18 protein-coding genes are annotated in these 17,917 nt (G+C 48.4%); 13 read left to right on the top strand and 5 right to left on the bottom strand.

Going from position 1 to position 17,917, the window contains the following annotated elements; translation table 11 throughout:
* Window positions 1–36: 36 nt before the first annotated feature.
* Entirely contained in the window at window positions 37–936 is a 900-nt protein-coding gene (locus tag XMA152_RS06410; protein WP_173483077.1) for an AEC family transporter, read from the bottom strand.
* Between the two features lie 337 nt (window positions 937–1,273).
* Between XMA152_RS06410 and aceE the strand changes: the two genes are divergently transcribed.
* The 12 genes from aceE (at window position 1,274) to XMA152_RS06350 (ending at window position 13,518) form a co-directional block, all read left to right on the top strand.
* Window positions 1,274–3,931, top strand: a complete 2,658-nt coding sequence (gene aceE / locus XMA152_RS06405; RefSeq protein ID WP_371813288.1) for a pyruvate dehydrogenase (acetyl-transferring), homodimeric type — start codon at window positions 1,274–1,276, stop codon at window positions 3,929–3,931.
* A gap of 39 nt (window positions 3,932–3,970) precedes the next feature.
* A complete protein-coding gene (aceF, locus tag XMA152_RS06400; protein WP_173483076.1) occupies window positions 3,971–5,923 on the top strand; it encodes a dihydrolipoyllysine-residue acetyltransferase in 1,953 nt (650 codons plus the stop codon).
* 134 nt (window positions 5,924–6,057) lie between these two features.
* A complete protein-coding gene (locus XMA152_RS06395; protein ID WP_173481304.1) occupies window positions 6,058–6,408 on the top strand; it encodes a CidA/LrgA family protein in 351 nt (116 codons plus the stop codon).
* Window positions 6,405–7,112 carry an LrgB family protein gene (locus XMA152_RS06390; protein ID WP_173481303.1) on the top strand — a complete coding sequence of 236 codons (708 nt, stop codon included), beginning with the start codon at window positions 6,405–6,407 and terminating at the stop codon, window positions 7,110–7,112. The genes XMA152_RS06395 and XMA152_RS06390 overlap by 4 nt, the downstream gene beginning before the upstream one ends.
* A gap of 70 nt (window positions 7,113–7,182) precedes the next feature.
* The gene (gene zapE / locus XMA152_RS06385; protein WP_173481302.1) at window positions 7,183–8,292 is read left to right on the top strand and encodes a cell division protein ZapE; all 1,110 of its coding nucleotides are present in this window, start codon (window positions 7,183–7,185) and stop codon (window positions 8,290–8,292) included.
* A 294-nt stretch (window positions 8,293–8,586) separates the two neighbouring features.
* Window positions 8,587–9,018: a 50S ribosomal protein L13 gene (gene rplM / locus XMA152_RS06380; RefSeq protein ID WP_173481301.1), complete on the top strand. Its 432-nt coding sequence runs from the start codon at window positions 8,587–8,589 to the stop codon at window positions 9,016–9,018.
* Between the two features lie 13 nt (window positions 9,019–9,031).
* Entirely contained in the window at window positions 9,032–9,424 is a 393-nt protein-coding gene (rpsI, locus tag XMA152_RS06375; RefSeq protein WP_173481300.1) for a 30S ribosomal protein S9, read from the top strand.
* Between the two features lie 289 nt (window positions 9,425–9,713).
* Complete coding sequence (petA, locus tag XMA152_RS06370; protein WP_173481299.1) at window positions 9,714–10,310, top strand: ubiquinol-cytochrome c reductase iron-sulfur subunit; 597 nt, start codon at window positions 9,714–9,716, stop codon at window positions 10,308–10,310.
* Complete coding sequence (locus tag XMA152_RS06365; RefSeq protein WP_173481298.1) at window positions 10,310–11,566, top strand: cytochrome bc complex cytochrome b subunit; 1,257 nt, start codon at window positions 10,310–10,312, stop codon at window positions 11,564–11,566. Before petA ends, XMA152_RS06365 begins: the two co-directional genes overlap by 1 nt.
* On the top strand, window positions 11,566–12,339 hold the full coding sequence (locus XMA152_RS06360) for a cytochrome c1 (protein WP_173481297.1): 774 nt from the start codon (window positions 11,566–11,568) through the stop codon (window positions 12,337–12,339). Before XMA152_RS06365 ends, XMA152_RS06360 begins: the two co-directional genes overlap by 1 nt.
* A gap of 93 nt (window positions 12,340–12,432) precedes the next feature.
* Complete coding sequence (sspA, locus tag XMA152_RS06355; RefSeq protein WP_173483075.1) at window positions 12,433–13,065, top strand: stringent starvation protein SspA; 633 nt, start codon at window positions 12,433–12,435, stop codon at window positions 13,063–13,065.
* Window positions 13,066–13,068: 3 nt separating this feature from the next.
* Window positions 13,069–13,518 carry a ClpXP protease specificity-enhancing factor gene (locus XMA152_RS06350; RefSeq protein ID WP_173483074.1) on the top strand — a complete coding sequence of 150 codons (450 nt, stop codon included), beginning with the start codon at window positions 13,069–13,071 and terminating at the stop codon, window positions 13,516–13,518.
* A 56-nt stretch (window positions 13,519–13,574) separates the two neighbouring features.
* Here the strand turns inward: XMA152_RS06350 and XMA152_RS06345 are convergent, their stop codons facing one another.
* From XMA152_RS06345 to XMA152_RS06330, 4 genes are read right to left on the bottom strand one after another with little or no spacing between them, the layout of a single operon-like run.
* Complete coding sequence (locus XMA152_RS06345; RefSeq protein WP_173483073.1) at window positions 13,575–14,150, bottom strand: BON domain-containing protein; 576 nt, start codon at window positions 14,148–14,150, stop codon at window positions 13,575–13,577.
* 6 nt (window positions 14,151–14,156) lie between these two features.
* Window positions 14,157–14,774, bottom strand: coding sequence for an SIS domain-containing protein (locus tag XMA152_RS06340; RefSeq protein WP_254443870.1), 618 nt, complete (start codon window positions 14,772–14,774; stop codon window positions 14,157–14,159).
* Entirely contained in the window at window positions 14,752–15,117 is a 366-nt protein-coding gene (locus XMA152_RS06335) for a YraN family protein (protein ID WP_173483072.1), read from the bottom strand. Before XMA152_RS06335 ends, XMA152_RS06340 begins: the two co-directional genes overlap by 23 nt.
* Before the next feature lie 26 nt (window positions 15,118–15,143).
* On the bottom strand, window positions 15,144–17,045 hold the full coding sequence (locus XMA152_RS06330) for a penicillin-binding protein activator (protein WP_173483071.1): 1,902 nt from the start codon (window positions 17,043–17,045) through the stop codon (window positions 15,144–15,146).
* A gap of 42 nt (window positions 17,046–17,087) precedes the next feature.
* Here XMA152_RS06330 and rsmI point away from each other — a divergent pair, with 42 nt between their 5' ends.
* Window positions 17,088–17,915 carry a 16S rRNA (cytidine(1402)-2'-O)-methyltransferase gene (gene rsmI / locus XMA152_RS06325; RefSeq protein WP_173483070.1) on the top strand — a complete coding sequence of 276 codons (828 nt, stop codon included), beginning with the start codon at window positions 17,088–17,090 and terminating at the stop codon, window positions 17,913–17,915.
* Window positions 17,916–17,917 lie beyond the last annotated feature (2 nt).

Raw genomic sequence — 17,917 nt, 5'->3', positions numbered from 1 at the left:
TGCTTAGGAGGCTCCAGAGGGGCCTCCTAAACCTGATTAAAGTACGAAGAAGAGTGTGAGAGGAATGAATGCCAGGCTGGCTAAATTTCCGATCAGTACAATAGAAGCAACCGTCTCAGGTTGCTGATTGTAGCGCTCAGCAAACATATAGTTCAGAACCGCCGGTGGCAGTACGCTAAATAACACAATGTAGGCGGTGAACTCTTTAGAGAGACCCATAATCCAAGCAAAGGGTATCGCGAATACTAGGCTGCTTAATGGTGAAAAGATGGCTCCATAGACACCGATCTTCCACTGGCTTAGATCGACACTGATCATCCTTACCCCTAATGCAAACAGCATCAATGGAATCGATATCTGGCCCAACATATCGATGGGTGTAGCCAGCCATGTAGGCAATGGCAATTTGAATAGCGCCCAAGCTAATCCAGCAAAGGTTGATAAGATAATCGGATTCTTAAAAAGCCCTGTGAGTTTGGCGTTCTCATCAACAATATGAATGCCCAGACTGAAGTGCAACAGGTTGCTCACTAAGAACATCACCACAAAAGCGGCAAGGCCGGCATCCCCAAAAGCCAGAAGTGCTAGAGGCAGACCTAGGTTGCCACAGTTGTTGAACATCATTGGCGGAACAAAGGTTTTAGAAGAGATGCCCAGAAGCTTCGCAACCGGTTTCATCACTATTCCTGCACCTAGCACCATGACGATCGACCCTAACGCTAGATCTAAGTGTGCGTACAGATCAAAACTCTTTCCAGCCATAACACTGAATATAAGCGCCGGCAAAAAGATATCCATGTTGATGCGGTTTGCGACTTGTAAGTCGGGATTTGCCTTTCTTGCGTAAAGGTAGCCAGCAGTGACTATGGCAATGATTGGAAATACGGTTGAGAAGACCCGCTCAAGCAGTAATAAAAGATCGGCGCTGGTTGTCATTGAGAGTCCTGACATCAAAAAAATAAGTATGGCAAAGGATACTCCAAATAGACTCAATTTTTCATATAACAAAACGTTACTATTGAATTAAATTGGTTATTTATTTCGCATATGCGTAAAAACTTTCAATTATCCGTAGCAAAAAGAGGGCGTTGTCGTAATAGTGCTACACTTGTCGCTAAAATCTGAAATATCTCTGGACTAAAGTCGAGTGCCTGTGTAGTGTTTTTACATAAATCAAAGCTAGACGCAGATTGACTGCGCTTCAAACGATCAACCAGGTACCTTTTTTACAAGGTCCAAGCGTCAACGGAAATGGCGCAAAAGGGAGAGTACTGTGAACGAAATCATTGAAGATATCGACCCAATTGAAACGGATGAGTGGCTTCAGGCATTAGAGTCAGTTGCGCAACATGAAGGCAGCGATCGAGCGTCTTACCTTCTTAGAAAATTGGGTGCCAAAGCGGCTGAGTTAGGTGTTGAAAACTGTTCAGAGTTGAGCACACCCTATAAAAACACTATAGCGCCACAGAACGAAGCGCCTCTTCCTGGTGATCTATTTATGGAGCGCCGCATCCGTTCCTTCATCCGCTGGAACGCGATGGCGATGGTGATGCGAGCGAATGACAACGATGAGGGACTTGGCGGTCACATCTCTTCATTTTCATCTTCAGCAACACTTTATGATATCGGTTTTAACCACTTCTTCCGTGGTAACGAAGGCGAGCAAGATGCTGATATGGTCTTCTTCCAAGGCCACATCTCACCAGGCATCTATGCACGTGCTTACCTTGAAGGCCGTCTGACTGAAGAGCAGTTAGACAACTTCCGTCGTGAAGTTGATGGTAATGGTCTATCGTCTTACCCACACCCTTGGTTGATGCCTGATTTCTGGCAGTTCCCAACCGTCTCTATGGGTCTAGGTCCAATCCAAGCCATTTACCAGGCACACGTGATGCGTTACATGTCTGCACGTGATTTGGTTAAACGTGGTGATCGTAAAGTTTGGGCATTCCTAGGTGATGGTGAGTGTGATGAACCAGAATCCTTGGGTGCTATCTCACTGGCTGGTCGCGAGCAGTTAGAGAACCTTATCTTCGTTGTTAACTGTAACTTGCAGCGTTTGGATGGTCCGGTTCGTGGTAACGGTAAGATCGTTCAAGAGCTAGAGAGTGTCTTCCGCGGTGCGGGTTGGAACGTCATCAAGTGTCTATGGGGTCGTCACTGGGATCCGCTGTTTGAGCGCGATAAGACGGGTCTACTGCAGAAGCGTATGGACGAAGTGGTCGACGGCGAACTTCAGAACATGAAGGCGAACGGCGGTGCTTACACACGCGAGCACTTCTTTGGTAAATACCCTGAACTTCTTGAGCTGGTTAAGGATATGTCTGATGACGATATCATGAACCTTAACCGTGGCGGTCATGACCCATACAAAGTGTACGCTGCCTACAAGGCTGCGGTTGAGCACAAAGGTCAGCCAACGGTTATCTTGGCTCAAACTGTAAAAGGTTACGGTACTGGTAAATCGGGTGAAGCGAAAAACGATACTCACTCGATGAAGAAAGTGGCACTGGATGATCTTAAAGATTTCCGTGATCGCTTTAATATTCCAGTTGAAGATGATCAGCTAAAAGAGCTGCCATACTACCGCCCAAGTCCAGATTCACCTGAGATGAAGTACATGTTGGGTGCGCGTAAGAAACTTGGTGGTTTCTACCCAATTCGTCGTACTGAGTTTGAACAGCTTGAAGTGCCTGCTCTGGATACCTTCGCAGGTCAGCTTAAATCGAGTGGCGAACGTTCGCTATCAACACAGATGGCATTTAACCGTGTGCTAAGTTCTATCGTTAAAGATAAGAATCTTGGTGAGCGAGTCGTGCCGATCGTCCCTGATGAAGCACGTACCTTTGGTATGGAAGGTATGTTCCGTCAGTTGGGCATCTACACCTCTGAAGGTCAGAAGTACGTACCGCATGACCATGACCAGATCATGTTCTACAAAGAGAGCAAGTCAGGTCAGATCCTTGAAGAGGGTATCAACGAGTCGGGTGCATTCTCTGCATGGCTGGCTTGTGCGACAGCTTACTCGAACAGTAACTGCACATTGATTCCGTTCTACATCTTCTACTCAATGTTCGGTTTCCAACGTGTTATGGACCTGACTTGGGCGGCGGGTGACTCACAAGCGCGCGGTTTCTTGATTGGTGCAACCTCAGGTCGTACGACGTTAAATGGTGAAGGTTTGCAACACCAGGACGGTCATTCACACCTGATGGCGCAGATGATTCCAAACTGTATCTCTTACGACCCAACTTACGGCTATGAAGTTGCGGTGATTGTGCAAGACGGCATGCGTCGTATGTATCAAGAGCAAGAGAACAAGTTCTACTACATCACTACCCTTAATGAGAACTACCAGCATCCAGAAATGCCAGTAGGAGCCGAAGAGGGAATTGTTAAAGGTATCTACCTGCTTGAAGAGGGTAAGAAAGCGGACCTTCGTGTTCAGCTGTTCGGTTGTGGTTCAATCCTTCGTGAAGTGCGCGAAGGTGCCACCATCCTTCGTGAGGAGTTTGGCGTTGAGGCCGATGTTTGGAGCACAACATCGATCAACGAGCTGACTCGCGATGCGATGGAAGTGAGTCGCTGGAATATGCTTCACCCAGAGGAGCAGCCACGTGAATCGTTCCTAGAGCAATCTTTGAAAGGTCACGAGGGTCCCGTTATCGCTTCTACAGATTACATGCGTATGTATGCTGATCAGCTTCGTGAATACATTCCACGTCGCTACAAAGTACTGGGTACTGATGGTTTCGGTCGTTCAGATACTCGCAGCAAACTGCGTAGCTTCTTCGAAGTTAACCGCTACTACGTCGCTGTAGCAGCGCTTAAGGCACTTCAGGAAGAGGGCAAAATCGAAGCTTCAGTTGTCGCTAGCGCGATTCAGAAGTTCAACATCAACCCGGATAAACCAGCACCTTGGACGGTTTAAGTCGATTGAGAACTTTGAAGAATTCGTAAGGAGATAACTGTGAGTACTATTACTGTAAACATTCCAGATCTCAGCGGCGCAACTGACGTTGATGTGATTGAAGTACTTGTGGCTGCTGGGGATGTGGTCGCTGAGGGCGATAGCCTGATTACACTAGAGACCGATAAAGCCTCTATGGAAGTGCCTTCACCGCAAGCAGGTAAGATTGTGTCGATGGCAATTTCAGAAGGCGACACAGTCAATGAGGGCGATCTGTTAATGGAAATTGAGATTGCCTCTTCTGAGTCTGCACCGGCTGAAGCAGCCGTTGCTGAGCCAGAATCGATTGAGCCAGTCTCTGCGCCTGTAGAGTCGGCTGCTCCAGTGGCGGCTGCGTCGACTATCGAACAGGTTCTAATTCCAGACCTGAGCGGTGCATCTGATGTGGATGTAATCGAGGTGTTGGTCGCTGTCGGTGATGCGGTGTCTGAAGGTGATAGCCTAATCACTCTAGAGACAGACAAGGCTTCTATGGAAGTTCCCTCTCCAGCATCGGGTGTCGTTAAAGCGCTAACGATTGCCGAGGGTGACAAGGTCAATGAAGGCGATCTACTGATCGAGCTTGAAGTAGCCGGTGCAGCTGCGCCAGTATCAGCACCTGTTGAAGCTTCACCTGCTGCGGCACCTGCTGAAGTGTCAGCGCCTGTTGCAGCGGCACCGACAGGCGGCGTTGAGTCTGTATTAATCCCAGATCTAAGTGGTGCATCGGATGTCGATGTGATCGAGGTGTTGGTCAAAGAGGGTGATAGTGTCGCTGAAGGCGATAGCCTGATTACGCTTGAGACCGACAAAGCGTCAATGGAAGTTCCGTCACCAGCGGCTGGTGTCATTAAATCGATGAAGATCAGCGAAGGCGATAAAGTTAACGAAGGTGATCTTCTATTAGAGCTTGAGGTGGTAGGCACTGCTCCTGCAGCAGCTCCTGTTTCTGCACCTGCACCAGCGGCTTCAGCGCCTGCTCCAGCGCAGTCAGCAGCACCTGAGAAACCAGCTCCAGTTGCATCAACAACGGATTTAGTGGATCTAGAGAAGCGTAATCGCTCAGTTCATGCTGGTCCTGCCGTTCGCGCCATTGCGCGTGAGTATGGTGTGGATCTCTCCAAAGTAACGGGTTCTGGCCGCAAGGGTCGTATTGTTAAGCAGGATGTTCAAGCCTACGTTAAAGGTGCGCTACAGAAGTTGGATTCAGCTCCTGCTACCGCGGTGACTGGTGGAAGTGGTATACCTGCAATTCCTGCGGTAGATCACAGTAAGTTTGGTGAGATCGAGAAAGTTAAGCTAAGCAAGATCGATAAGATCACCCGTGACAATATGTCTCGCTGCTGGTTGAACATCCCTCATGTGACTCAGTTTGATGATGCTGACATTACCGAACTTGAAGCTTTCCGTAAGGAGATGAAGGATGAAGCGGCTAAGCAGGGTGTGAAACTGACACCACTTCCTTTCTTGATCAAAGCGGCTGCGATTGCACTAACGCGTCATCAGAAGTTTAACGCTTCTCTGGATGCGGATGGTGAGCACATTGTCTACAAGAAGTTTGTAAACATTGGTATTGCGGTTGATACCCCTAACGGTCTGATGGTTCCTGTTATCAAGGATGCAGACAAGAAGAGTATCTACGAGCTCTCTAATGAAGCGATTGAGCTGGCGGGTAAAGCGAAGGATCGTAAGCTCAAGCCAAATGAGATGCAGGGAGCGTGTTTCACAATCTCTAGTCTTGGTGGTATCGGCGGTACAGGTTTCACCCCTATCGTGAATGCGCCTGAAGTGGCTATCCTGGGTGTCTCTAAAGCGGATATCAAGCCGCGTTGGAATGGTAAGGAGTTTGAGCCTCGCTTGATGCTGCCACTCTGCCTGTCGTATGACCACCGTGCGATCAACGGCGGCGATGCGGGTCGATTCCTAACAGATCTTAACGGATTGCTAAGCGATATTCGTCGTTTGGTTTTGTAAGTTAAGAGAACTCACTTATAAAAGCCCTGCACTGCAGGGTTTTTTTGTTTCAAACTCTCTATTTTTACAAAGTAAAATGTATTTTGTTATTCGGAATTAGCGATCGTGATACGCTTTAAATTTGGAGGTGCATTATGATTCAAGGGTTTTTAATACTGCTGGCATTTCAGCTGTTGGGTGAGTCGCTGGTTGTTGTATTGGGGTTGCCGCTACCGGGTCCTGTCATCGGTTTGGTTCTGCTGTTGTTTGGTCTGTTAGGGCTCGGCCGTATTCCAGATTCACTTAAAATCACCAGCGATGGATTGCTATCGAATTTAGCGCTTCTGTTCATACCTGCTGGTGTGGGATTGGTGCTGCACTTTGATCTACTGGCCAGCGAGTGGTGGATCATTCTATTGGCTCTATTGATATCGACCATTCTGGCGACAATTGTGACGGCGGCTCTGTTTCAGTGGTTAATGAAGCGGGTAGGGGGTGAGAAGTGATTATAGGAACCGACTTTTGGGTCTACTTTGCTGCCCGACCTCTGATATGGATTGTGTTGACCTTGGCTGTGTTTACCTTGGCGAATTTGCTCTATCAACGTGCAGATCGTTCGCCCATCTTACATCCTGTCTTGATCAGCATGGTTGTCCTGATTCTTATGTTGTTGGTGACCGGAACACCTTATGAGACCTATTTCTCAGGTGCTCAGTTTATTCACTTCCTACTCGGGCCTGCGACGGTGGCGCTGGCAGTACCGATGTTCCAATATTTTGATGAGATTCGTAGGCTCTGGTTGCCGATATTAGTCTCCAGTGCAGTGGGTGCACTGGTGGCCTCACTCTCTGCAGTTGGTGTGGCTTGGCTATTTGATGCTCGAGCTGAAACCATGATGTCAGTAGCACCGAAGTCAGTTACATCGCCTATCGCTTTGGGTATTGCGGAGAAGATTGGAGGGTTACCCTCCTTGGCCGCTGCTTTGGTGTTAGTGACCGGGGTGATGGGTAGTATTTTGGTGCCGATCATTCTTAAGCGAATGCGAGTTGAGGATCAGGCTGTTCGAGGCTTCGTATTGGGTTTGACCTCCCATGGTTTTGGCACGGCCGTAGCGTTGGAGGTGGGTGCAGTAGCCGGTGCTTTTGCTGGCTTGGCGATGGGATTGACCGGTCTATTAACAGCCTTCCTACTACCAATTGTTATCGGCTGAATTTGAAATAGAGAGGCAACATCAGTAAAGTTCGCGCCGAGATTGAAGGATTAATAGGTCATTATTGCCAATGAGTACTCCACTAGAGCGCTACAAAAAGGATTTGCAGCGCGACGACTTTTCATACGACGCCACTCAAGAGATGGCCGTTGAACACTTGCAGCGACTTCATGATCAGCTAATTGAAGCTGAGAATGCGCCGGCTCCAGGACTTCTGGGTCGTCTTAAGCAAAAAGTGGTGAAAGAGAAGGTGGAGCCGATTAAAGGTCTCTATTTCTGGGGTGGTGTGGGTCGTGGTAAGACCTACTTGATGGATACCTTCTATGACACGCTGCCCTTCGAGAGAAAGATGCGTACGCACTTTCACCGTTTCATGCAGCGAGTCCATGCTGAGCTGAAAGCTTTAGATGGCACTAAAAACCCTTTGGTTACCATCGCTGAAAAGTACTCGAGAGAGACGCGGATTATCTGTTTTGATGAGTTTTTCGTCTCTGATATCACCGACGCGATGATCCTGGGTAGCTTGCTTGAAGAGCTATTTGCCCGCGGCGTCTCTCTTGTAGCGACCTCCAACATCGTGCCTGATGGTCTCTATGAGAATGGTCTGCAACGTGCGCGCTTTATGCCAGCCATTGCGCTGCTTAATCAGTACACCGAGGTCGTGAACGTCGACAGTGGCATCGATTACCGTTTAAGAACACTTGAGCAAGCTGAACTCTACCACTGGCCACTGGATGATGGTGCTGATGAGTCGCTTGAGAAGAGCTTTAATGGTTTGGCACCAGATCTTGAAGAGTTAGAAGAGAATCTGTCGATTGAGATCAACAACCGCATGTTAACGGCTCGTAAAGCTTGTGAGGATGTGATCTGGTTTGACTTCAGTGCGCTGTGTGAAGGGGCGCGCTCACAAAACGACTACATTGAGTTGGCGAAACTCTACCATGCTGTACTCCTAAGTAATGTTCCACAGCTTGGGCGTACCAATGATGATGCAGCGCGTCGCTTTATCAACCTAGTCGATGAGTTTTATGACAGCGGTGTGAAGTTGATTATCTCAGCCGAAAAGCCCATTCATGAGATCTACACAGAGGGTCGATTGGAGTTTGAGATCGAACGAACCAAATCTCGACTGCTTGAGATGCAGTCGCATGAGTACCTGGCGAGAGAGCATAGAGCGTAAGTTGAAAGCGGGTGACAGGCTGAAGCCAGTCACCGAATGTGCTATCTACAACCTGTCCGTGTCTGGCTTCAGCCTGACACGACCCTATCGGCGGTTTTCCAGAGCTTAAAGCAACGCTTCCAACCACCTAAAAAAAATTCAATTTACACTGGTTTTATAAGCATAAATTCCTGTATAATCCGCGCTCCGCGTAATTGCGGAATGGAAGGTTGTGATTACCACACAACGAATAATTATAAGGTAAGTCGGGATCTATCCTCGATTTTGATTCGAGACTTATAGTAGGAAAATACAATGTCATACACTGTTAGCGCTAAGCCAGCCGAAGTAAAACGCGACTGGTACGTTGTTGACGCAGAAGGTAAAACCCTTGGTCGTCTAGCAACTGAAATCGCTCGCCGCCTACGCGGTAAGCATAAAGCGGAATACACTCCGCACGTTGATACTGGCGATTACATCGTCGTTGTTAACGCTGAAAAAGTACACGTTACTGGTAACAAACGTAACGACAAAATGTACTACCGTCACTCTGGTTTCCCGGGTGGTCTTAAAGAAGCAAACTTCAATAAGATGATCCAGACTTTCCCTGAGCGTACGATTGAACTTGCTGTTAAAGGCATGCTGCCAAAAGGCCCTCTAGGTCGTGCGATGTACAGCAAGCTGAAAGTATATGCAGGTACGGAACATCCGCACACTGCTCAGCAGCCTAAAGAATTGAACATCTAAGGGAAAACGAACAATGGCAACTACTCAGTACTACGGCACTGGCCGTCGCAAAACTTCCACTGCCCGCGTTTTCCTGCGTCCAGGCACTGGTTCTGTTTCTATCAACAACCGTACTCTTGAGCAGTACTTCGGTCGTGAAACTGCACGTATGATCGTGATGCAGCCACTTCAACTGACTGAAACTGCTGAGAAATTCGATGTATACGTAACGGTTACTGGCGGTGGCGGTTTCGGTCAAGCTGGTGCTATCCGTCACGGTATCACTCGCGCTCTTATGGAGTACGATGAGACTCTACGTCCTACACTTCGTCAAGCTGGTTTCGTTACTCGTGACGCTCGTGAAGTTGAACGTAAGAAAGTGGGTCTACGTAAAGCACGTAAGAAACCACAGTTCTCAAAACGTTAATTCGTTTTCGGCTCTACAGCCACAAAAAAACCCAAGCAATCGCTTGGGTTTTTTTTCGTTATAACCTTATGATTATTTAGTCTCTCTAAACACCCCTGAATACGACTATTGGCGGGCCTTTCCTTGACCTGTCACCTTGAAAAAATAGGGTCTTTTCTTTACCATTTCGCGCCAGATAGAGGTCTCAATCCGATAGTTCGAGATCTCATGTTAAACGGATTTTATCTTTCGTTTCGCTCCGTCTATTTGAGGTGATCCCTCGATTAGACCAATTAAGGGAGAGTAGTTGATGAGCAATGACGGCGTAAATAAAGGCCGGCGTCGACTTCTAATTGGTGCTACATCTGCAGCGGGTGCAGTGGGCGCAATTGGAGTAGCCGTACCTTTCGTCGCTTCCTGGAATCCTAGTGCCAAGGCGAAAGCCGCTGGTGCACCTGTTAAGGCGGATATCAGCAAGCTAGAGCCAGGTCAGCAGATGATTGTTGAGTGGCGTGGTAAGCCTGTATGGGTTGTACGACGCACTGAAGAAGCATTGGCGAACCTAGAAAAACTTAACGGCCAGTTGGCTGATCCAAGTTCAGAGAAACCTCAGCAGCCAGAATACATTCCAGGAACCTCTGCTCGCTCTTTGCGCCCAGAGATCATGGTAATGGTTGGTATCTGTACACACTTGGGCTGTTCACCAACTTACCGCCCTGAAGTGGCTCCAGATGATATGGGTCCTGAGTGGTTGGGCGGTTTCTTCTGTCCATGTCACGGTTCTCGTTTTGACCTGTCTGGTCGTGTTTATGCGGGTGTTCCTGCACCGACTAACCTGGTCATTCCTCCTCACTCTTACCTTGATGACAATACGCTTGTTATCGGTGTCGATACGGAGACTGCATAATGGCTGGTTCACGCAATAAGGGTAATCCAGGCTTCATGGGCTGGATCGATGATCGTTTCCCAGCGACAGCACTTTGGGATGATCACCTAGCAAAATACTACGCACCAAAAAACTTTAACTTTTGGTACTTCTTTGGCTCTCTTGCTCTATTGGTTCTAGTTAACCAGATCCTAACGGGTATCTGGCTAACAATGAGCTACAACCCAAGCGCTGAAGGTGCCTTTGCCTCTGTTGAATACATCATGCGTGATGTTGAATACGGTTGGTTGCTGCGCTACTTGCACTCTACCGGTGCATCGGCCTTCTTCGTAGTTGTCTATCTACATATGTTCCGTGGCATGATGTACGGCTCTTACCGTAAGCCTCGTGAGCTTGTGTGGCTGTTTGGTATGACCATCTACCTAGCGCTGATGGCTGAAGCGTTCATGGGTTACCTACTTCCTTGGGGACAGATGTCTTACTGGGGTGCACAGGTAATTGTATCGCTATTCGGTGCTATTCCTGTCGTAGGTGCTGATCTGCAGCAGTGGATTCGTGGTGACTTCTTGATCTCAGGTATCACTCTGAACCGCTTCTTCGCGCTGCACGTTATTGCACTGCCAATCGTCATTTTAGCGCTTGTAGTACTTCACATCATCGCGCTACACGAAGTGGGCTCTAACAACCCAGACGGTGTAGAGATCAAAGAGAAGAAAGATGAGAATGGCGTACCTCTAGACGGTATCCCTTTCCACCCTTACTACACAGTTAAAGACATTGTCGGCGTTGTCGTCTTCCTGTTTGTTTTCTGTACGGTTGTATTCTTCTTCCCTGAGGGTGGCGGTTACTTCCTAGAGAAGCCAAACTTTGAGCCTGCGAATCCGCTGAAAACGCCTGAGCATATTGCACCGGTTTGGTACTTCACACCTTTCTATGCAATCCTGCGTGCGATTACTTTCCCACTGTTTGGCTTGGATGCTAAGTTCTGGGGTGTCGTTGCAATGGGTGCTGCAATTGCGATCCTGTTCGTGTTGCCTTGGCTAGATCGCAGCCCAGTTAAGTCGATCCGCTACAAAGGCTGGTTGTCTAAAATCTGGTTGCTCGTATTTGCGATCTGTTTTGTCATTCTGGGTGTTTTAGGTGCGATTCCAGCAACGCCAGAGCGTACTCTGCTTGCTCAGATCTGTACTGCTTTGTACTTTGCATTCTTTATCCTAATGCCATGGTACACACGCATGGAAAGCACTAAACCAGTACCAGAGAGGGTGACAGGCTAATGAAAAAGTTTCTACTTACTCTAGTAGTGGCCCTTATCCCATCAGTAGCTTTGGCTGCTGGTGGTGCAAAAATGCCACTGGAACATATTGAACTGGATCGTACCAACGAAGCCTCTTTGCAGCGTGGTATGGCGACGTTTGTTAACCGTTGTCTTGGCTGTCACTCAGCTCAGTACCAGCGTTACGAGCGTTCAGCGACGGATCTAAACATCCCTGCGAATCTGGTTGAGGAGCACCTCATCTTCGGTGACAAGAAGATCGGTGAGCAGATGACGATCGCTATGAAGTCTTCTGATTCGGCAACATTCTTCGGTAATCCTCCACCAGATCTAACGCTAGAGACACGTCTACGTGGTCCAGATTGGGTATACACTTACCTTAAGAGCTTCTACAAAGATGAGTCGCGCCCATGGGGTGTTAACAACGCCGTCTTTAAAGATGTGGGTATGCCTAATGTGTTGGAAGATCTTCAAGGTACAGTGACACTTCGTTGTTCACAGGAAGAGCTGCTGCACCGTGGTTTAGAGTCTGAAATCGATCCACTAACAGGTGTCGCTAAACCAGGCTGTCTAACGGTCGATAATGGCACTGGTTCACTTGAGCCTGCTGAGTTCGATAAGGTGATCTACGACCTTGTTAACTACATGGCTTACATGGCGGAACCGTCTAAAGCAGATTCGCACCGTATCGGTACGAACGTATTGATCTTCTTGTTCTTCTTCTTCTTTATCGCGTTTGCATTGAAGAAAGAGTACTGGAAAGACATACACTAAACGTTCGATTTCTGTTAAATTATAAAATCTACGTACTCCATCGGGGTGCGTAGATTTTTTGTTTCTAATATCTGTTAATTTTTGGAGTAGTAGATGGGCGTGGTAGCTAAACGTTCTTCAATGACCTTTTTCTCTGATGGAGCTGACCATTACAGCCATCGAGTTCGCATTGTTCTGGCGGAAAAAGGTGTAGCGGTTGATATTGTCGACTGCCAAGATGATGAGTTGCCAGAAGATGTTGCTGCTCTTAACCCATACAACAGCCTACCAACACTGCTTGATCGCGAACTGGTTCTGTTTGAATCGAATGTGATGATGGAGTATTTGGATGAGCGTTTTCCACACCCTCCATTGTTGCCGGTATACCCTGTAGCTCGTGCAGAGAGCCGTCTCTACATCTACCGTATTCAACGCGACTGGTGTCGCTACGCTGATACCATTCTTAACAAGAAGGGTAGCGAAGAAGAGATCGATGCTGCACGCAAAGAGCTGCGTGACAGCCTAGTGGCAATCTCACCGATCTTCCAAGAGAAGCCGTACTTCATGAGTGAAGAGTTTAGCTTGGTCGATTGTGTTATTGCTCCCATTCTATGGCGTCTGCCTGCGATGGGTATTGAGCTTCCAGAAGCTCAGTGTAAGCCGCTGATCGCTTACATGGATCGCCTATTTGATCGTGAATCTTTCCAAGAGTCACTATCAGAAGCAGAGCGCGAGATTCGCGAGTAATCTGTGTCTGAACTAACCCCCTCGCGTGGTTACCTGCTAAGAGCCCTTAATGAGTGGCTCTTAGATATGGATCTAACGCCCCATATTGCTGTTGATGCTCTGGTACCAGGCACCGATGTTCCTCAAGAATTTGTCAAAGATGGGCAGATCACACTCAATATAGCGCCCGGCGCTGTACGTGATCTCTACATGGACAATGAGGCGCTCAGCTTCAACGCTCGCTTTTCAGGAACGCCTCGACAAGTCTATGTACCGATGGCGGCGCTGATCGCTATTTTTGCCCGCGAGAACGGTGTCGGTATGGGGTTTGGTATGGAGCCGGGTGCCGAAGCACTTAATCTTGTGCTAGAAAAGGCGCATGCAGAGCCAGGGAGTACTGAAGCAGTGACGGCAGAAGCCTCAGCTGCTAAACCTGATGCTGCCAAAAGGCCTGGCTTGCGTGTCGTTAAATAGGCGATGAGATAATAAAAAGGGAGCAATTAGCTCCCTTTTTTGTGCCTGTTAGCTGCTTATGGCAGTGGTACGTACTCAAATACTTTAACAATGCGCTGCACACCGGGTACTTCACGCACAATCGCTACGGCTTGATCGGCTTCGCGCTGGCTAACCAAGCCCATCAAGTAGACAATGCCATTTTCGGTGACAACCTTAACGCGTAACCCCTCAATTGACTTGTCACTTAGGAGTTTCAGTTTAACGCGGCTGGTTAGGTAGATGTCGTTACTGCGTACAATCGTCGAGCTTGGTCCTGCAATTTCAAGTTCGTTATGGATGCGTTTGACTTCACGTGTCTGCCCAACGATCTGCTCAGCCTCTTGGCGAACATTCTCATTAGGTACCTGACCCGTTAATAGCACTTGGCCGTTAAAGCTTTTCACATTGATGTGAGATTGAGCCAGTGGTGCCGATCCTTTACTTAGGTTGACCATAACCTTTAGCTCAATGGCTTCATCTTCGATGATGTTACCCAGTGTGCGATTTCCAATGTCTTCGCGAATTGGCTCCTCACGTGATGAGCTTACGATGGTAGAACAACCCGTTACTAGAGTCGTTGTCATCACAAGAGTGGCTAGGACTTTTTTCATGGCAAGTTAAGCTCCAAAAAGTTGATATTCAATAAGATCGAGAAGGCATTGAAGGGTCAGCATCTGTGCCAGGTGGATCGATGGATCATCCTCTGCTGCTACGCAGATCTCAATCTCTGTTGGCTCCATTAGTGCGGTAATATTTCCGCCGTCACGACCCGTGATCGCGATCACCTGCATTTCACGGTCGTGTGCCGCTTGAATTGCTTGAATGAGGTTACGATCATTACCTGAAGATGAGATTAATACTAAAACATCTCCGGGTTGACCCAATGCCTGGATTTGGCGCGCATAGGTCTGAACATAGCCAGACTCTTCTGCGGTACCGGTAGTGACACCGGAGTCAGCCCCAAGAGCGATAGCAGGCAGGCCCGGGCGCTCTTCACGAAATCGCTGCATAAGCGTCGTTGTGAAGTAGTTAGCGATCGATTGACTCGCGCCATTACCGGCGCAGATGATTTTGTGCTCTGACATTAAACAGGCTAGCAGCTGTTCAGAGGCGTCAGCGATCACCGGCGAGTAGTGCTCAATGGTTTGAGCGCTAATGCCTAAGGCGGTGTGTAACTGATTGACGATTCTCTCTTCGAGTTCCATATGACTACTAGCTATCGGGTCTAAAGGCATCTTTATACCATAGACAGTTGCTTATCTCGCCCCCTGTAGTGAGAGAAATGACATCAAATCTAAAGTTGTAGTTTGCATAACGTCTATTTTGGCCGATCCAGAGATGTGCGGCTTTAATCAGTTTGCGCTGTTTGCTGGCCGTGACGCTCTCGGCGCCCGACCCATAATGGGGATTGGATCGGACTCTTACTTCAACAAAAACGATGGTATCGGAGTCCAGCATCACTAGATCAATCTCCCCAAAACGGTAATTCACGTTTCGGTTTAGATATTTTAGACCCTGTTTACGAAGATACTGCTCAGCGATCTGTTCGCCCTGGTTGCCGATGGTTTTGCGGTTCATAGTCTCATCCTTGAGTGGTTATGAACTTAGTTTAGCTGAACCTCTTGAGTCTGCATGTTGATAGTCTCTGGCTGAGGCTCCTCCAAAGGGTCACTCTTTAAGGGCTTGGTTTCAGGTATCTGTGGTTCGCCCAATAAAACAGGTATACCTTGATCAAATTGTGCCCAGAGTAGCTGACGATTAAATCGTCCTGATGGGTCTAAGCTCAACCGGCCCGTCTCCCCCTGCACCGTGAGCTCTGGTGAACTCTTTAGCTGACTTAGGAAGGGGTAGACTTTGACCGCGTCTGAACCCAGTGCGTAGAGGCGTCCAAGTCGACTCGCGCTGTCGGGTCTCTCGAGTGCTAATGAGAGGTTCAAAGCTGTCGTTGGCTGAAGTAACCAGGGTTGGTCTGGGAATTGGATGCGATTAAGGTCGACGTCCCTTGTCTCATTGAAGTTGCCTTCAAAGTGGTGGGAAGTCGCATAAATGGGGTAATCACCAGCAAAATGGAATGCGAGCATGGGAGTCAGTTGACGTGCATCCTGTGGTTGAGCGGCCAGCAGAATGGCATCAATATCGCGTCTTGGACGCTCATCAAACTCCAGCGACTCGCCTAATAGTTTTTTAATCGCGTTGTATCGCTCAGTACTTTGATCCGTATTGAGCAGTTGGCTGACCTGACTGGATAGATCGCCATTCAGCTCATAACTCAATTCGGCAACGGCTTCTGCGCCGCTAGATTCTAGGTTCTGTCTGAAATCATCCGCTAAACGAGCGCCCCATGCCGCGGCTGGGGTGATCAGTGCAAAGCGTTTGTGTCCTTCTAGAGTGGCTCTGGTGACAACCTGTTTGATCTCTTGGTCCGAACCTAAATCGAGTTGAAATAGGTTGTCAGTCAAACGGTCAGTTCGGTTAAAGGTGATAAAAGGGACTGGAAGCTTGCCGTTATTTCCCAGTTCATCAATCAATTTACCGCGCAATGGCCCAATCACTAGGTCGGCTTGCTGCTCTATTGTATAGGCGATGATGCTCTCAGCACTGGCACCCTCTGTATCAAGGCTCACTAACTCAGGCGCCTCAAACCCACGTTGTGAGCGCGATTTAAGCGCAGCAATAACGCCCTCTGAAATGATTCGAGCCGGCTCAGCCAAGGGGCCGCTGAAGGGTAGGGCAATTAGGATACGTTTGGCAGAGATAACATCACCATCGAGAAGAGACGCGAGAGCTGCGGGTGGCGTATTACTTGCTGGGTGCTTGTCCCAGAGTGTTCGCCATTGTGAGGCGACTTCACGTTGGGCTGTTAAATCGTTTATTGGAGCAAGCTGCAGTGCGAGTTCAATCCACCCTTGGGTAACAAATCCATAGTTTGAGAAGTTGGCCGCAACCAAGGTTTCATTATCGACTTGGTTAATCAGTGCCCAGATTTGGTCGTTGATACTCTGCTGTTGATCGAGCGAAAGCTCGTTAAGTTCACTCAGAGATAAAACGGCACTGAGCGGGTTGTTTTGCTGTTCGAAAATGTCTGCTTTGAGCAGTGCGATCTCAACACGCTGTTCGCTGTTAAGTGTAGGAAGGTTTTGATCCGTTAAGCGGTTCAGCGCTGACCCACTATCACCCAGCTTAAGGTAGGCTTTTGCCTCTAATTGAACGACGTTGAAGGCGTTATTACTGTTGATGCCTGCTAGGTTGATGACTGACAGACTGTTCGCCGCCTCTTTGTAACGTTGCTGATCAAATAGCAGGTTAGCGGCTTTAAGGCGAAGTACCGCTGCTTGATCACCACGAGCATTGATCGCTTGTAGCAAAATGTCTGCGGCCGTGCTTGCCTGCTTTGGCGAATCCGGTGTTTTATCGACGACGGTTGGTTTTTCTAGTTGCGGAGTACAGCCTGCCACTAGTAAAGCTAATATTGCGCTTCTTCCTAACAACTTCAATGCGTTGCTCATGTTATAGTCCACACCCTGTAACTCAAATCGGATGGATATCATATGTCTTTGCCTACCCTGTATGTTGTGGCAACGCCCATTGGAAATCTTGCGGACTTTACGCCTCGTGCGCAGCAAGTGTTAACCGATGTCGACCTTGTTGCGGCTGAGGATACTCGCCATACAGGAAAGCTTCTGCAGCACTTTAACATTAAAGCGAACTTGATATCAGTACATGATCACAATGAGCGCCAACGCGCGGGATTGATTATTGATCAGTTGGCGGCTGGAAAGAGTGTTGCTCTAGTGTCTGATGCGGGAACTCCGCTCATTTCGGATCCCGGCTTTGTTCTGGTGCGGGCCGTTAAGGAGGCTGGTTATGCCGTCTCACCGATTCCTGGGTGTTGTGCCTTTGTTGCCGCTTTAAGTGCCTCTGGCATGCCTTCTGATCGCTTCTCATTTATCGGCTTTCTACCAGCTAAAACGGGTGCTCGAGTCAAAGCGTTAGAGCAGTTGTCTGATCGTGAAGAGACGCTGATTTTTTATGAATCGACCCACCGCATCGTCGACTCCCTAAAAGATATGCAGAGCGTCTTTGGTGATCAGCGAATGGTGGGCGTAGCTCGAGAGATCACAAAGACGTTTGAGACTATCCACTCAGCACCCATTGCAGAGCTGATTGAGTGGATGTTGGCTGACGCTAACCAGCAACGTGGTGAGTTCGTTGTGATGGTTGAAGGGGCTGTCAAAGAGGAGGGCTCTTTGAATGAAGAGACTCTTCGCGTACTCAATTTATTGGCTGCTGAACTGCCTCCCAAAAAGGCCGCTGCCATCACTTCTGAGATCACGGGTGTTGGAAAAAAAGAGCTCTATCAGCAGCTAATTTCCTAGGG

The sequence above is a fragment of the Marinobacterium sp. xm-a-152 genome, from assembly GCF_013282965.1.
Lineage (GTDB): Bacteria > Pseudomonadota > Gammaproteobacteria > Pseudomonadales > Balneatricaceae > Marinobacterium_E.
This window is presented reverse-complemented; position numbering and strand designations above follow the sequence as displayed.

Coding starts and splice junctions, on each gene's coding strand:
- XMA152_RS06345 (WP_173483073.1), bottom strand. CDS start 14,150: ATGAAAAAAGTCCTAGCCACTCTTGTGATGACAACGACTCTAGTAACG.
- XMA152_RS06410 (WP_173483077.1), bottom strand. CDS start 936: ATGACAACCAGCGCCGATCTTTTATTACTGCTTGAGCGGGTCTTCTCA.
- XMA152_RS06335 (WP_173483072.1), bottom strand. CDS start 15,117: ATGAACCGCAAAACCATCGGCAACCAGGGCGAACAGATCGCTGAGCAG.
- petA (WP_173481299.1), top strand. CDS start 9,714: ATGAGCAATGACGGCGTAAATAAAGGCCGGCGTCGACTTCTAATTGGT.
- XMA152_RS06365 (WP_173481298.1), top strand. CDS start 10,310: ATGGCTGGTTCACGCAATAAGGGTAATCCAGGCTTCATGGGCTGGATC.
- XMA152_RS06360 (WP_173481297.1), top strand. CDS start 11,566: ATGAAAAAGTTTCTACTTACTCTAGTAGTGGCCCTTATCCCATCAGTA.
- XMA152_RS06395 (WP_173481304.1), top strand. CDS start 6,058: ATGATTCAAGGGTTTTTAATACTGCTGGCATTTCAGCTGTTGGGTGAG.
- XMA152_RS06330 (WP_173483071.1), bottom strand. CDS start 17,045: ATGAGCAACGCATTGAAGTTGTTAGGAAGAAGCGCAATATTAGCTTTA.
- rpsI (WP_173481300.1), top strand. CDS start 9,032: ATGGCAACTACTCAGTACTACGGCACTGGCCGTCGCAAAACTTCCACT.
- rplM (WP_173481301.1), top strand. CDS start 8,587: ATGTCATACACTGTTAGCGCTAAGCCAGCCGAAGTAAAACGCGACTGG.
- XMA152_RS06340 (WP_254443870.1), bottom strand. CDS start 14,774: ATGCCTTTAGACCCGATAGCTAGTAGTCATATGGAACTCGAAGAGAGA.
- sspA (WP_173483075.1), top strand. CDS start 12,433: ATGGGCGTGGTAGCTAAACGTTCTTCAATGACCTTTTTCTCTGATGGA.
- zapE (WP_173481302.1), top strand. CDS start 7,183: ATGAGTACTCCACTAGAGCGCTACAAAAAGGATTTGCAGCGCGACGAC.
- rsmI (WP_173483070.1), top strand. CDS start 17,088: ATGTCTTTGCCTACCCTGTATGTTGTGGCAACGCCCATTGGAAATCTT.